The organism is Halalkalibacter krulwichiae (assembly GCF_002109385.1).
In the GTDB taxonomy this organism is placed as follows: Bacteria; Bacillota; Bacilli; order Bacillales; family Bacillaceae_D; genus Halalkalibacter; species Halalkalibacter krulwichiae.
The window spans coordinates 987,791-1,002,009 of record NZ_CP020814.1; the positions used below are offsets into that span (position 1 = coordinate 987,791).

General features: G+C 37.8%; 10 protein-coding genes, 5 tRNA genes and 1 other RNA gene. 13 read left to right on the forward strand and 3 right to left on the reverse strand.

Annotated features, from left to right (window positions below; all coding sequences use genetic code 11):
- The first annotated feature begins 220 nt into the window (after window positions 1–220).
- The 5 genes from BkAM31D_RS05155 to BkAM31D_RS05175 all read left to right on the forward strand — a co-directional run bounded on the left by BkAM31D_RS05155 (window position 221) and on the right by BkAM31D_RS05175 (window position 667).
- Window positions 221–295, forward strand: a tRNA-Asn gene (locus tag BkAM31D_RS05155).
- A 7-nt stretch (window positions 296–302) separates the two neighbouring features.
- Window positions 303–376, forward strand: a tRNA-Met gene (locus tag BkAM31D_RS05160).
- 29 nt (window positions 377–405) lie between these two features.
- Window positions 406–481 (forward strand) — tRNA-His (locus BkAM31D_RS05165).
- A 4-nt stretch (window positions 482–485) separates the two neighbouring features.
- Window positions 486–562: transfer RNA gene (locus BkAM31D_RS05170), tRNA-Ile, on the forward strand.
- Between the two features lie 12 nt (window positions 563–574).
- Window positions 575–667 (forward strand) — tRNA-Ser (locus tag BkAM31D_RS05175).
- Window positions 668–736: 69 nt separating this feature from the next.
- Here BkAM31D_RS05175 and BkAM31D_RS05180 read toward each other — a convergent pair.
- On the reverse strand, window positions 737–1,549 hold the full coding sequence (locus BkAM31D_RS05180; protein WP_169801104.1) for an undecaprenyl-diphosphate phosphatase: 813 nt from the start codon (window positions 1,547–1,549) through the stop codon (window positions 737–739).
- A 267-nt stretch (window positions 1,550–1,816) separates the two neighbouring features.
- Here BkAM31D_RS05180 and BkAM31D_RS05185 point away from each other — a divergent pair, with 267 nt between their 5' ends.
- From BkAM31D_RS05185 to BkAM31D_RS05200, 4 genes are all read left to right on the forward strand, one after another.
- The gene (locus BkAM31D_RS05185) at window positions 1,817–2,425 is read left to right on the forward strand and encodes a superoxide dismutase (RefSeq protein WP_066153711.1); all 609 of its coding nucleotides are present in this window, start codon (window positions 1,817–1,819) and stop codon (window positions 2,423–2,425) included.
- A gap of 172 nt (window positions 2,426–2,597) precedes the next feature.
- On the forward strand, window positions 2,598–3,917 hold the full coding sequence (locus tag BkAM31D_RS05190; RefSeq protein ID WP_066153714.1) for an MFS transporter: 1,320 nt from the start codon (window positions 2,598–2,600) through the stop codon (window positions 3,915–3,917).
- A 61-nt stretch (window positions 3,918–3,978) separates the two neighbouring features.
- Window positions 3,979–4,161: non-coding RNA, 6S RNA (gene ssrS, locus BkAM31D_RS05195), on the forward strand.
- Window positions 4,162–4,239: 78 nt separating this feature from the next.
- Window positions 4,240–6,327, forward strand: coding sequence for a peptidoglycan D,D-transpeptidase FtsI family protein (locus tag BkAM31D_RS05200; protein ID WP_066153718.1), 2,088 nt, complete (start codon window positions 4,240–4,242; stop codon window positions 6,325–6,327).
- A gap of 47 nt (window positions 6,328–6,374) precedes the next feature.
- Here BkAM31D_RS05200 and BkAM31D_RS05205 read toward each other — a convergent pair whose 3' ends face one another.
- Both BkAM31D_RS05205 and BkAM31D_RS05210 read right to left on the reverse strand, forming a co-directional pair.
- Window positions 6,375–6,821, reverse strand: coding sequence for a hypothetical protein (locus BkAM31D_RS05205; RefSeq protein WP_066153721.1), 447 nt, complete (start codon window positions 6,819–6,821; stop codon window positions 6,375–6,377).
- Entirely contained in the window at window positions 6,814–7,188 is a 375-nt protein-coding gene (locus tag BkAM31D_RS05210) for a hypothetical protein (RefSeq protein WP_066153724.1), read from the reverse strand. Before BkAM31D_RS05210 ends, BkAM31D_RS05205 begins: the two co-directional genes overlap by 8 nt.
- A 398-nt stretch (window positions 7,189–7,586) precedes the next feature.
- Here BkAM31D_RS05210 and BkAM31D_RS05215 point away from each other — a divergent pair, with 398 nt between their 5' ends.
- Genes BkAM31D_RS05215 through BkAM31D_RS05230 form a run of 4 tightly spaced genes read left to right on the forward strand, consistent with a single transcriptional unit; the run spans window position 7,587 to window position 14,098 of the window.
- Window positions 7,587–8,219: a DUF4912 domain-containing protein gene (locus BkAM31D_RS05215; RefSeq protein WP_066153725.1), complete on the forward strand. Its 633-nt coding sequence runs from the start codon at window positions 7,587–7,589 to the stop codon at window positions 8,217–8,219.
- A 10-nt stretch (window positions 8,220–8,229) separates the two neighbouring features.
- Window positions 8,230–11,019: a 1,4-alpha-glucan branching protein domain-containing protein gene (locus BkAM31D_RS05220; RefSeq protein WP_257391633.1), complete on the forward strand. Its 2,790-nt coding sequence runs from the start codon at window positions 8,230–8,232 to the stop codon at window positions 11,017–11,019.
- Between the two features lie 18 nt (window positions 11,020–11,037).
- Complete coding sequence (locus tag BkAM31D_RS05225) at window positions 11,038–13,452, forward strand: sugar phosphate nucleotidyltransferase (protein ID WP_066153728.1); 2,415 nt, start codon at window positions 11,038–11,040, stop codon at window positions 13,450–13,452.
- Entirely contained in the window at window positions 13,415–14,098 is a 684-nt protein-coding gene (locus BkAM31D_RS05230) for a hypothetical protein (protein ID WP_066153731.1), read from the forward strand. The genes BkAM31D_RS05225 and BkAM31D_RS05230 overlap by 38 nt, the downstream gene beginning before the upstream one ends.
- Window positions 14,099–14,219 lie beyond the last annotated feature (121 nt).

Genomic DNA, 14,219 nt, shown 5'->3' on the forward strand with positions numbered 1-14,219 from the left:
AGAGCCATCAATAGCAAGTGCTTCATCTCATAGGTGTCCCAAAAGATCTTTGACGTTTTGGGACACCTTTTCTAATAAAAACTCTTATGAAGAAAAGTGCTTGTATAGCAAGATCATGTGTGTTACATTGAATCAGTACTGACTGAAAAAGTTTTTTAGTGAAAGGTATTGACGAGAGTTTGAAGCCGTGATATTATAATTCTTGTCTTTAAGAAACTATTCCACAGTAGCTCAGTGGTAGAGCAATCGGCTGTTAACCGATCGGTCGTAGGTTCGAGTCCTACCTGTGGAGCCATAATTATGGCGGCGTAGCTCAGCTGGCTAGAGCGTACGGTTCATACCCGTGAGGTCGTGGGTTCGATTCCCTCCGCCGCTATTATTTAATTGAATAAGTTTACTTTTATGGCGATTGTGGCGAAGTGGTTAACGCATCGGATTGTGGTTCCGACATTCGTGGGTTCGATTCCCATCAGTCGCCCCATAAAGGACCCTTAGCTCAGTTGGTCAGAGCAGTCGGCTCATAACCGATCGGTCGTAGGTTCGAGTCCTACAGGGTCCACCATTTAGTTTATTCGGAGGAATACCCAAGTCCGGCTGAAGGGATCGGTCTTGAAAACCGACAGGCGGGTTAAACCGCGCGGGGGTTCGAATCCCTCTTCCTCCGCCATTACTTACATATATAAAAGGATCTGCACAAGCAGATCCTTTTTTTAATACATTTGGAAAGTTGTGTTTCTTATAGTGAAGCCCAATATAATGAACCAAATGCTATGCAGAAGCAAGCAAAGAAAGTTAACCTCGTATGCTCTACTAAAGAAATAATCCACTTTATCCCAACTAAAGCAGACAAAAATGAAGTGATGAAGGCGATAGATAAGGCCAGTAGTTGGGTCTCCTTATAACTTCGTATAAGTTCTGGTAGCTTAACAATACTCATGCCGAAAAAAACAGGAATGGAAAGAATAATTGTGTAACGAAGTGCCGTTTGTTTATTTATTCGAAGTGAGAGGGCTAAAAATAATGAACTCCCAGTCCTAGATATACCTGGAATGAGGGAAGCTACTTGACCGAAGCCAATGATAATGGCATCCTTCCATGTTAAATCTTTATGCGAACGATTCCCAGGAGAAAGGCCGTGTTCTATAAGGATAAGCAGAAACCCAGAGGTAATTAACGAGACGGCTACTGTTTCAGGTGTTGTAAACGTCTCTCCAATATTAGTTTCTAAAAATGTCATTATACCAATAGTTGTGATGGTTGAAATGAAAATGAGGATTGTGAATTGGTAATTTGATTTTGAATCATTATTTTTTTCTTTACTATATGACCAGAAATCTTGGAGGATATTAAGAAGTTCTTGTCGAAAATAAAAAATAACGGCTAATACGGAGGCAATATGTAGAAATGTCTCGAAAGCAAGTTTGAAATCTTCACCAATACTAATATCAAGTAGCCTCTGAGTCATTAACATCAGAGCGGTACTAGAAATTGGTAAAAATTCAGACAGGCCTTGGATTAAGCCCAGTAGGAATGCCTCAAAATAACTCATGTGAAAGTACCCTCCAATACTTTTGATCTTAAACGTATCATACTTTTCATTTATAAGAGCTCTAACCATATTTATTAACATGTCCATTTGTTATGACTCGTTTATTTCAAGTGTTTAAAGGGTAGAGTAATCTTGTCTGCATTGCTGAAAAAATAATAAGCATATTGATTGCAACAATGCTCAAATTTTGGTAATGTAAGAACTGGAAGACTTATGAAACATTTGTGTTGAAAAAGTCAACATATCATTTTAGAGGAGGAATTACAAATGGCATACGAATTACCACAATTACCTTATGCAGCAAACGCACTAGAACCACATATTGATGAGGCAACAATGAACATTCACCACGGTAAGCATCACGCAACTTATATTGCTAAGTTAAATGCAGCTTTAGAAGGACACGAAGAGCTTGCTGGAAAGAGCATTGAAGAGTTAGTTGCTAACTTAGATGCTGTTCCTGAGAACATTCGCGGAGCTGTCCGTAATAATGGAGGAGGACATGCGAACCACTCATTATTCTGGCAACTTCTTAGCCCGAATGGAGGAGGAGCTCCTACAGGCGAACTAGCAGATGCAATCAATTCAACATTTGGAAGCTTAGAAGCATTCAAAGAAGAATTTGCTAACGCTGGTGCTAACCGTTTTGGTTCAGGTTGGGCTTGGTTAGTTGTTGATGGTGGCAAACTTGCTGTTACTAGTACTCCAAACCAAGATACTCCTCTTATGGAAGGTAAAACACCGATCCTTGGACTAGATGTGTGGGAGCATGCTTATTACTTAAATTATCAAAACCGTCGCCCTGATTATATTAACGCATTCTGGAATGTTGTTAATTGGGATGAAGTTGCAAAGCTTTATAACGAAGCAAAATAAATACTTAGAAAAGGACCTGAGTTAATTCTCAGGTTCTTTTTACCTTTTATAAACTTTTTTTATCTTAAACCCGTATCGTTAAGCGACTGGTTATATCTAGAAAAAACATACTTTCAGGAAAACTCTCCTGTAGTAGCTTTTTTTGAATAACCGATATTCATGGTGACACACTATGGTTAAGGGTGGTGGAGTCGTGAATAAGTCTGTGCTAAAGAAAGTGATTGGTGATATAGAAGTTACAAGAGACTTAACACTATTGCTTGTAATTGGCGGGCTTTATGCGTTAAGTTTTGCTCTGTCAAATACGTTTGTAAATGTTTATTTATGGAAGCAGTCAGGAGAATTTGTTGATATTGCCCTTTATAATTTAGGGTCTGTCGCTATGCAACCTCTGGCTTTTATCGTAGCTGGTAAGATAGCTAAAAAGGTCGATCGTGTCATTGTGTTAAGGACAGGTGTTATTACACTTTCTATTTTTTTTACTACAGTGTTATTTCTCGGTGAAAATGCCAATCAGTACCTAATTTTATTGGGTGCTTTAATAGGGACTGGGATAGGGTTTTATTGGCTCGCTTTTAATGTCTTAACCTTTGAGATAACGGAGCCGGAAACAAGAGACTTTTTTAATGGCTTTTTAGGGTTGTTGACTTCTTTTGCGGGAATGATTGGACCAATATTAGCTGGGTTTATCATAACAAGGATGGAACAGTTCACAGGTTATACGGTCATTTTTACCGTTTCTTTAGCTTTATTTGTAGCGGCCGTTCTCACGTCCTTTTTATTACAGAGACGTTCAGCGGAAGGGCAGTTTTACTTCAAGAGAATTTTACATGAACGTAAAAATAATCCTAATTGGCGACAAATACTAAGAGCGCATTTTTTTCAGGGATTAAGAGAAGGTACATTTGTGTTCGTAATTGTTGTGTGGGTCTATGTTGCAACAGGCAGTGAGCTTGCTATTGGTACATATGGTTTAGTTGCATCTGCTGTACAATTTGTTGCGTATTATATTATAACTCGAATGATTAAACCAACCTTTAGGAAGAAGTTTATCTTGGTTGGAGGAATGATTTTATATGCAGCTATCTTTTTGATTGTACTTGGTGAGTTAACATTTGCCAAATTGATTATGTACGGTATCGTAGTATCTGTTGCTTATCCGATGCTTTTAGTCCCTTATATATCATTGACATTTGATGTTATAGGAAAAGGTTGGAAGGCTGCAGAGATGAGAGTAGAGTACATTGTTGTTCGAGAGTTGTTTGTAAATTCAGGACGAATTGTTTCTGTCCTTGCTTTTTTAGCAACGGTTACGTTCTTCTCAGAAGAAAGAGGAATTCCTATTTTGCTTCTTATTATTGGGGCTGGTCATGCTGTTATCTTTTTCTTTGTTCGGCATGTGAAGTTTAAAGATGGGAACGGGGGAGAAAGTTATACGTTTGCTAGGCAAAAAGGAGGAGATGGAGATACAACAGGTGGCTCAACGGTTTAGTATTTTGGATTGCTTTCCCTTTTGACAATAAAGAGTGATATGCTATAATGAAGTCAATAAAAGTTGCCTGCCGTGTTAGTCAGCTTCTACTTGTTTCGAACCTTGATTTTTTTAAGGGAGTTCTATATTGAAGCACAGCCAACAGGCCAGCATTTGTTCTGGACGTTGAACGGGCTTCTGCGAGCACCCACCTACGAGAGTAGGTTCATGAAACAACTGAAGCAACGGCATACGCGGGTTACCATTATCTGAAAAACATTCTAGGCACCTCTTACAGGTGCCTATTGTAATTGAAAGGGTTTGTGAGAGGGGTAACACTACGTTGGGAAAAACTAGACAAAAAAAGAAGCACCATGTTCCGATACGTCTTAATGTCCTTTTCTTTGCAGTGTTCATATTATTCTCTATATTGATACTCAGGCTAGGAATGGTTCAGATTGTTGAAGGAGAAGATTTTAGCAAAGAATTAGATAGAACAAGTAATACTACGGCTAGAATAGATGCACCACGTGGCATTATGTATGATCGTTTTGGAAATGTTGTTGTAGACAATGAACTTGAACTTTCTGTTACATACACCAATCCATCTAGGGCTACAAACTCTCAAACTATATTAGAAATAGCGCGAGATTTAGAGGAATTGATTGATGTTGAAACAGAGCGGATAACAGAAAGGGATAAGCGTGATTATCTCCTGTTGTTAATGTCTGAAGAAGAACGTTATGAACTTGTTTCAAGGGATGAGCGAAAGAAACTGGAGAGTTCTAGTGATGAATATCGGTTAGAAGTAGAACGTATATCTGATGAAGCAATCGAAGGATTAAGTGAGAAGGATTTACGTGTGTTAGCTATTTACCGTGAAATGTCACGTGGCTATGCTAATGCACCACAACGAATCAAGCGTGGAATTACTGAAGAGGAAGCTCATCGCCTAAGTGAAAACTTATATAGACTACCTGGCGTTGATATTTTACGTGATTCTAGAAGAGCTTATGTCTATGGAGATTCATTCAAAGACGTATTTGGTTCTACAGGTTCTATTCCGCGAGAGAAGCTAGATTATTATTTATCTAGAGGCTATGATCGATCAGATATTGTGGGGACAAGTTTCTTAGAATTACAGTATGAAGATGTTCTTCGTGGTAAGAAAGCTGTAATGGAAAGTATCACGACTTCGACTGGAAATTCTTTAGAAAGTTCTGTAAATGAACGTCAAGGACAACGTGGGAATGACCTCGTGTTATCACTAGATATGGAGTTGCAGCAAGAGCTGGAAGAGATTATTGATGAGGAAATGAGAAAAGCTGGTAATTCATTTATTCTTGACCGGTCTGCTTATGCTGTATTAATGGATCCTAGAACAGGTGACGTATTAGCAATGGCTGGTTTTAACGATCCAGCTGACCGAACTCGTCCTAGTAATGCCGATCATATCGGAAATGTTATGAAAGCCTATGAGATGGGCTCTTCGATTAAAGCTGCTTCGGTTTTGGCTGGTTTCCAATCAGGGGTGGCATATCCGGGGAAAATGTTTAACGACCGTCCGATCCGCTTACCATCAACACCAGAAAAAAAATCGGTACGAAACTATGGTTGGGTAAATGATATACGCGCACTTGAAGTATCTTCTAACGTCTATATGTTTGAAATGGGGATGTTAATGGCTGGGTGTCATTATCCTACTAATTGCCGTTGGTCGAATTTACAAGGTGCTTATGATGAAGTAAGGTATAGCTTTAGCCAATTTGGTTTAGGTGTTGACACGGGTATTGATTTACCATCAACTTCTAGTGGATTAGCTGGGGGAAGTGTTATAGCAGGTAACTTACTCGATTTAATGATTGGACAGTATGATACGTATACTACTTTACAACTGGCTCAATACATTTCGACGATTGCGAATGATGGGTATCGAATGCAGCCGCGTCTTGTAACAGAAATAAGGGAACCTGTTTCTAATCGAGAAGAGCAAGGGGCTGTCATTCAAAAATTTGAACCGACCATCTTAAATCGAATAGATATGAGTGATGAATACATTAAGCGAGTGCAGCAAGGGCTTAGAGGAGTTGTGACAAGAGGAACTGCAAGTAGTCGCTTCTCCAATAAATCCTATCAGCCTGCAGGCAAAACGGGAACGGCTCAGGTTAACGTAGCGGTAGGAGAAGGTGATAACCGTAGACTTGTAAGTGGAAATACACAAACGTTTGTTGGGTATGCGCCATTTAATAATCCGGAAATTGCCTTTGCTGTTGTCGTTCCTAATGTTAAGCTTGAAAGAAACGGTGGACGTACAGGAATGGCTCAAGAAATAACTAGTAAGGCATTGGATGCCTATTTTGATATGAAAGAAGTACGTAATGGCCCGACGAAGGCGGATCGGCCAATTTTAGAACAACCTGATACGGATTAAATGCAGAAAAGGCGATTTGAGGGAACCACTCAAATCGCCTTTTCTTATTATGAAATGATCTGAACGATCTCATCAATGGACATATCACTTCGAACTTCGTAGAAGCCCGTTTTTAACGATTTCGATAAGCGTAGATGTTCTACTTGCTGTAAAAAGTCTTCTCGATTGTTGATGATCTTTCCTGCTAAAAGCAAATCAGCTACATCATAACTACTCATTCCTGGGACGATTTCAAGGAAGAGAATATAAATTGTTTCTTGCTCATGTTCATTCTTTTCTGAGTGAAAGATCTCTTTTTTTAATTCTTTTAACTCTTCTGCTGGAACAACCAAATATCCATTTGTTTCAAGTTCTTCTCTCATTTCTGCAACCGTTAATGGAGGATTTATTTTGATAAGTTCTTCATTCTCGGTGCTGTATAGATATACCGCTAACAATCCGGTTGTTGCAAAAAATATTCCACTAGCAAATAATTGTAATCCTTTACTACTCAATGAAACCGCTCCTTTGATCCAGTACTGAATTAAGCAACCGTTTTACTTCATCTATTGATAATCTCGTTATAGAAGCGATTGATTGAATAGAATGCCCTTTTTTATAAAGTGTCAATATTTCTGTTAATAGCTGTTTATGTGCATTAGAGTGACTTTGTCTAAGAATTGCCGATTGATCAGAGCTTATTAGCAGCTCCTCCTCTAAAGAACGCATTTTCTTTTTTAATTGATACATCTCTTGCAAATAATTCATTGACAGTTGTTCAATTTCTTTTTCTAGTTTTACTGTTTTATCTTTTTTGATAAAGGACAAAAGAAAGAGAATGGATGCTAATGAAAATGAACAAATAAATGCCACTTCTAACATTGTAATACACCTTCTTTCGCAGTTAGCTTTTACTCGCATTATACATTGAATCAAGTGAAACTTACATCTCGTTTGTCATAGTTTGACATTTGAAAATCGACAAATTCATAAGAATATCCAACGTTTTCAGATAATATTGCTTTATTCTACAAATTCACCTATTTAATGACTGTGAAAAAACGACAAATTCATCTATCGAATAAAGGCGAATGATTTTTTTTGGAGCTGTAATACGTAACCGGTAAAGACCCGACAAATAGAGACAATTTCGCCTTCTTGTTCATAGAAATAGGGGTTGTATGATTAAATTAACGAAAAAAAGTAGGTATTTTTTTGATGAGAAGAACATAAAGAACTTACTTTGATCTAACAATTGATATTTTTAGGAGGTGAAGGTAGTGATTGAACAAATCTTAGCTCTTCGTGAAAAAGGGTATTCTTTTCGAAAGATTGCCGATCAACTTAACACAACAGTAGGGAAAGTGCAGTATCGTTATCAAAAGCATCTTCAAGCGAAAGAAGAGGCAGTACAAGAAGAATCTATTGATTTCACTCATAGTGTACCAGCAAGTTATGAACGGGATGAAATCACGTTATTACCACAAAGTCCAACTGTGATTTACACCTTTTGGGAGATAAGTGCTTCATTACGACAAATGTTCGAACATCAGTGCAGAGCGCCTTGGCATGATTTAAGAAAACAGCTCAGAATCTATGATTGCACAATGATTGAATTTAATGGACACAATGCACACCGCTATTTTGATATCGATCTTCCTGAGATGACAAATAATTGGACGATTCATAACATCCAACCGAACAGAACGTATATCGTTGATTTTGGTATTAGAACAAGACAACAATCGTTTCTTTCACTCCTTCGATCTAATGCGATAGATACACCACGCTTTGATGAGGGAGATAAAGGAATACATGTAGAGTCTGTAAATGAATGGAAAAATGGGGAATCAATTGAGCCAAAATGGCTCGAGCATTTTAGTACGTATTCTTATTATGAAACGGTTAAATAAGGGGGGAATTATGTTGAAAGAAGGTTATTATTCATTGGTTTTGCATGCACACTTGCCATATGTAAGACATAAAGAAGAAGGGCGTCTTGAAGAAAGGTGGCTATTTGAAGCTATCACGGAATCTTATATTCCTCTCCTTTGGGAATTGAATGAAACGAAGGTAAAAGAAGCTTTAACGATTTCTTTTTCTCCACCAGTAATGGAGATGTTAGCGGATCCGATTATCCAAGAGCGTTATCTTGATTATTTAATTAAGACAGAAGAACTTCTTCTTAAAGAGGCGGAGTCAAACACTCAAACAAATGAAGAGGAAAATTTAATTAATTTTTACAGGAACAGATATCAGAAAATTAAAAATACATTTCTTGAGTTAGAAAAAAATATATTAAATGGATTCCGTCAATTGATGGAGAAAAATGTAATAGTTTGCATAACAAGTGCGGCAACTCATGCATTTTTACCTTATGTGAAAACAAAAGCTGCGATTCGATCTCAAGTAGTTGAAGCGGTTCGTTGTTTCGCAAAGCATTTTGGACGTAAACCAAAGGGATTTTGGCTACCAGAGTGTGCCTTTGCACCTGGGGTAGATCGAATTCTCGTTGAGGAAGGTATTACATATTCTTTTGTAGATGAACATGCACTAAAAGATGCCGATCCAAGCCCCTCAAAAGAAACAGGTGCACCTATTTATTCTCCGCACGGATTAATTCTCTTTCCGAGACATACAGATCTTTCGAGCAAAGTTTGGAGTTCAACATTAGGATATCCAGGTGATGTTGATTACCGTGAATTTTACCGTGATATTGCATACGAAAGAGAGTGGGAATACATTAAGCCTTATGTACATGAGGAAGTGCGGATTGATACAGGGATCAAGCATCGACGTATTACTGGTCAAGGTGAACATAAAGAAATTTACGTTCGTGAATGGGCAGAAGGGAAAATCAATTCCCATGCTGATCATTTTCTTCAAAGCATAAAAGAAGAAATAAATAAACATGGAGACCAATGTTACCCACCCTATTTAATGGTTACACCATTTGATGCAGAGTTGTTTGGCCATTGGTGGTTTGAGGGACCAGAGTGGATTGGACAAGTTTTGAAAAAAGGGGAGAACCAAGTTAATTTCATTACCCCGGAGAGTTACATTGATCGACATTATCAAGATTTTGATACAGCTCATGTTTCTTTCTCGACATGGGGAAGAGATGGATATGGTCACGTTTGGGTAAATGAAAAAAATCAATATTTATACAGACACCACCATAGAATGGAGACAGATTTAGCATCATTGGTTGCGCTAATCTCCAAGCCGACTGAAATTGAAAAGCGTGCTCTGCAACAATTAGTTCGTGAATGGATGCTTGCAGTAAGTTCTGATTGGGCATTTATCATCGATGGTCAGAGTGCTGTTCAGTACGCAGAAGAGAGGTTTTCGACCCACTTAAGCAGATTTGATGCCATTAAAGAAAAATTAATTCTCGGTTCCCTTGAAACAGATTGGTTAACTGTCATTGAACAAGGGTTTCCGTTCTTACAAGAGATTGATGAGAGAATCTTTTGCTCTCCACATGATTCTTATATACAATCACTGAATTTTGAGGAATCAGAAGATAATGAAAATAGACGTTCTATCTTAATGTTAAGTTGGGAGTTTCCGCCGATGATGGTTGGTGGTTTGTCTCGTCATGTGTTTGATCTTTCACGAGCGTTAGTCGAAAAAGGACACGATGTACACGTTGTGACCTCTTATGTGGATGGTTATCCAGATTATGAAGTGAATCAAGGAGTACATGTTCACAGAGTAAAAGGTTTGCAACCTCATTCTGAGCAATTTTTTGATTGGGTTGCTAGTTTAAATTTGGCAATGGTTCAGTATGTAAATAAGCTTGCTAGAAAGCAATCTTTCCATATCATTCATGCTCATGATTGGTTAGTCGGCGTTGCAGCTACTGCATTAAAACGTTCATTAGATATTCCGTTATTAGCTACGATACATGCAACAGAGCATGGCCGGAATAATGGGATACATAGTGAATTGCAATATGAGATTAATCAAAAGGAATGGGAATTAACTTACGAAGCTGATCACGTCATTGTGTGCAGTGAGTATATGAAAAACGAATTACAGTTCATTTTTGGTTTGCCAGATGAAAAGTTGTCTATTATTCCAAATGGTGTTGATTTTGAATTAATTAAACCACAATCACATTCACCTATCTCCATTCAAACGAATGATGCATTTACCATCTTTTCTGTTGGAAGAATGGTAAAAGAAAAAGGATATCAAACGGTAATCGATACTGCTGCCATGATAAGAGAAAAAGGTTTGAATATACGATTTGTAATAGCGGGGAAAGGACCTATGCTTGAATCTTACAGACAACAGGTTGAGCAAAGACAGTTACAATCTTTCATTACATTCTTAGGATTTGTTAGTGATGAAGAAAGAAACGAATGGTTTTCACGTTGTGACGCAACGGTTTTCCCTAGCTTATATGAGCCATTTGGAATTGTTGCTCTTGAAGGGATGGCTGCTGGAAAAGCAACGATCGTTTCAGATACAGGTGGGCTATCAGGGATCATTCGTCATAACGAAAACGGCTTAAAAATTTTCCCTGGTGATGAAGAAAGTTTATTTAACCAAGTTCTATATTTATACAATCATCCTATTTCGAGGGAAGCATTGGCAACACAAGGTCTTCGTGATGTAAAGACAAAATTTGATTGGGGCACGATTGCTGGCCAAACAGATAAAGCGATTAATAAGTGTTTAGGAGAAAGTGTAGTAACCATATAACTAGGGAGGTTTTTTTGAATGAAAGGTGTCATCATGGCTGGAGGAAAAGGAACGAGATTACGCCCATTAACTTGTAATGTACCAAAACCAATGGTCCCATTAATAGAAAAGCCAGTTATGCAGTATAGTATTGAATTACTGAAGAAATATGGAATTACAGATATTGCTGTAACAGTGCAATATTTACCTGATAAGATTCGTGATTACTTTGGTGATGGATCAGAATTAGGCGTGAATTTAACGTATTTCGAAGAAACGACACCTTTAGGCACAGCTGGAAGCGTCAAACAAGCTGAAGAATTTTTAGATGAACCTTTCATTGTTGTTAGTGGTGACGCTTTAACTGACTTTAATTTAGAGGATGGAATCAATTTTCATAATGAAAAAAATAGTGTTACAACTATTTTTATGAAACAAGTTGAATGCCCGTTAGAATTTGGTGTAATTATGACGGATGAAGAAAATCGAATCATTCGCTTTTTAGAAAAGCCAAGTTGGAGCGAAGTGTTTAGTGACACAGTTAACACAGGTATTTATATTATGGATCCAAGTATTTTCTCTTATATCCCTAGTGATACCGTATGTGACTTTAGTAAAGATGTGTTTCCACGTTTATTAGAGGAGGAAGCTGGTCTTTTCGGTTATGCAGCAAACGGGTACTGGTCTGACATTGGAAATTTAAAGCAGTATCGTCAAGCGCATAGCGACCTGTTAAATGGAGAAGTCAAAGCAGAGATTAGTGCAACGGAAATTGAACCTACAATATGGGTTGGAGATAATGTCATTGTTGAGCATGGAACTAAGCTAGAAGGACCTGTAGCGATCGGATCAAATTCAATTATTCGTCAAGGAGCATATGTTGGACCACATAGTATTCTAGGTGCAGGAACGACAGTTGCACACGGGGCATCTTTAAAAAGGTCTGTTGTTTGGGCGGGGAATTACATCGGAGAAAACAGTGAATTAAGAGGAGTAACCTTATGTACTGGTGTAACGGTTGGAGCAAAGACTTCTTTATTTGAAGATGTAGTCATTGGAGATCACAGTACAGTTGGTGAAGGAGCAATTATACAACCGGATGCAAAAGTATGGCCATACAAAAGAATTGAACCATTTCAAACAGTGCAACAGGCTTTGGTTTGGAATGAAAATAGTGCAAAATCCTTGATGAGAGGTCACAAAGCAGAAGGAATTGCTAACATAGAATTGACTCCAGAAGTTGGAACGAAGTTAGGTGCAGCTTACGGAAGTATGTTAAATCAAGGAGAAAGAGTTATATTAGCTAGTGATGGATATGCTTTTTCAAATTTAATGAAATTATCAATCATCCAAAGTTTGCAAGCCGCAGGGATTCATATTATTGAATTAGGTGAAACAATGTTGCCAGTATTAAGGTATAGTGTGGAAACCGAAGATGTGCAAGGTGGTATCTACATCAGACTTTCTGGTCGGGGCGAAGAGAAACAAATGGTCATTGAATTCTTTGATGACAAAGGATTACCAATTGATTCTTCCAAACAGCGTGAAATAGAACAAATTATCTTATTTCAATCTTATCGTCGAGTTGCATTTAATTATATAGGACATTTAGAAACGAACACAGTATTGGAAAAGAGTTATGAAAAACAATTGGTTCAGTCTGTTAATTATCACAATATCATTGATAAAAAATGGAAAATTGCATTACAAGATGAAGGTATAAATCAACTTTCGTTATTACCCTCGCTATTAAAAAATTTAGGTTGTGAAGTTTATCATTTACCACAAAACTATGATATCGAATCAACTAAGAATTATGTGCTCTCGCAAAACATCGACTTTGCAATACTGTTAGGGGAGAGCGGTGAGTTTATAAGCATGATGACAGCTGAGGGTAAGCTCTTAACGGAAGAAGAACAGTTAACTTTATTTATTCTAGCGCAGCTTGAAAAAGGAACAAAGTCATCATTAGCTATTCCGCTATATGGAGGAACAGCACTTGAAGAAATAGCAGCAAGTTACGATAAAGTAGTTGTTCGTACGAAATCATCTGCAAGGGCAATGATGGAGTCAGAAGGAACCGTTCAAATGATGCATTATGATGCTCCATATGCGATTGCACATGTACTAGAGTATATCACGGAGCAAAATACATCTTTGGAAACCGTTTTAACAAAGTTACCAATTCAGGGTATTTATAAGGAAGAAGTACAATGTAAAACAGAACAAAAAGGATTGGTTATGAGAAAGTTAATGGAGTCTTTGAAAGGTAAGGAAGTTGAACTTGTTGATGGAATGAAAGTGTATCAAGAGGGAAGTTGGACTTTCATAGTGCCAGACCAAGAGGATGGTAGATTTACTGTATATGCTCAATCAAAAGACAGTGAGCATGCTAAACAACTGGCGGGTGAATACATTGAACAAATTAACGATATTAAGCAGCAAACATCGTAACAATACTTTATTTGATCAGATGAAACTCCTAAAAAGCATAGGGGTTTGGCTAGAAGGAAAGTGCTCTTGGCTAAATGATCAAAGTGATTGGGATCTCTCACCTAAAGTCAGAAGCAGCTTTTCTCCTGTAGAAATCTTGGTCGCGTATCATAAACGGTGGGGACTGGAGCTTACAATTCTCCAAGAAAAGTCGTTCAAAGAAGAAGACAATGTCATTACAGTTATCATTAAAAATCAAACAGAACTAAAGAAAGAACTTAAATTAGTTTATCATCGTCAACTTCTTAATCAGGATTCTTCCGAGAATGTTATATTCGTTTCTCCATCTGAGAAAGCTATTTTCCAGCATAGCGGGAGTCTCTTAACATTGGTGTCATCTAAGTTTACAAGAGAAAAAAATAGTGAATGCGCAGTGGGAAGAAAAGACTCTATATGGTCGGAGGCTGAAGGAGCTCTTGCTTTCACTCCTCTTTGCGGTGAAGGAAGAGAATGCATGATTGTGACGAAGATTGAACTCGAGCCTTGGCAAGAAACATTTGGACGTATTTGGGAGATTACAGGTTGTTCTGAAGAGGAAGTCTATCATCGTCATTTTCGTCATCAATCAATCGATCAGCATTCACAAGGAATTAAGCGAACATTATAAATTTAGCTAATACCTTATATTACCTTGTCATTAAAGTTGGTTGTAAAGAAAAAACACTTGATTGCAAGTTGAGAATTTGCTATCATATTCAAGTATGAAGTAAGCATAGTTTGGAGGGATA

What these genes read in the sequence shown, in the direction of transcription:
- BkAM31D_RS05190 (WP_066153714.1), top strand. Translation starts at nt 2,598, where the DNA reads ATGGTTAAGGGTGGTGGAGTCGTGAATAAGTCTGTGCTAAAGAAAGTG.
- BkAM31D_RS05180 (WP_169801104.1), bottom strand. Translation starts at nt 1,549, where the DNA reads ATGAGTTATTTTGAGGCATTCCTACTGGGCTTAATCCAAGGCCTGTCT.
- BkAM31D_RS05185 (WP_066153711.1), top strand. Translation starts at nt 1,817, where the DNA reads ATGGCATACGAATTACCACAATTACCTTATGCAGCAAACGCACTAGAA.
- BkAM31D_RS05210 (WP_066153724.1), bottom strand. Translation starts at nt 7,188, where the DNA reads ATGTTAGAAGTGGCATTTATTTGTTCATTTTCATTAGCATCCATTCTC.
- BkAM31D_RS05220 (WP_257391633.1), top strand. Translation starts at nt 8,230, where the DNA reads ATGTTGAAAGAAGGTTATTATTCATTGGTTTTGCATGCACACTTGCCA.
- BkAM31D_RS05225 (WP_066153728.1), top strand. Translation starts at nt 11,038, where the DNA reads ATGAAAGGTGTCATCATGGCTGGAGGAAAAGGAACGAGATTACGCCCA.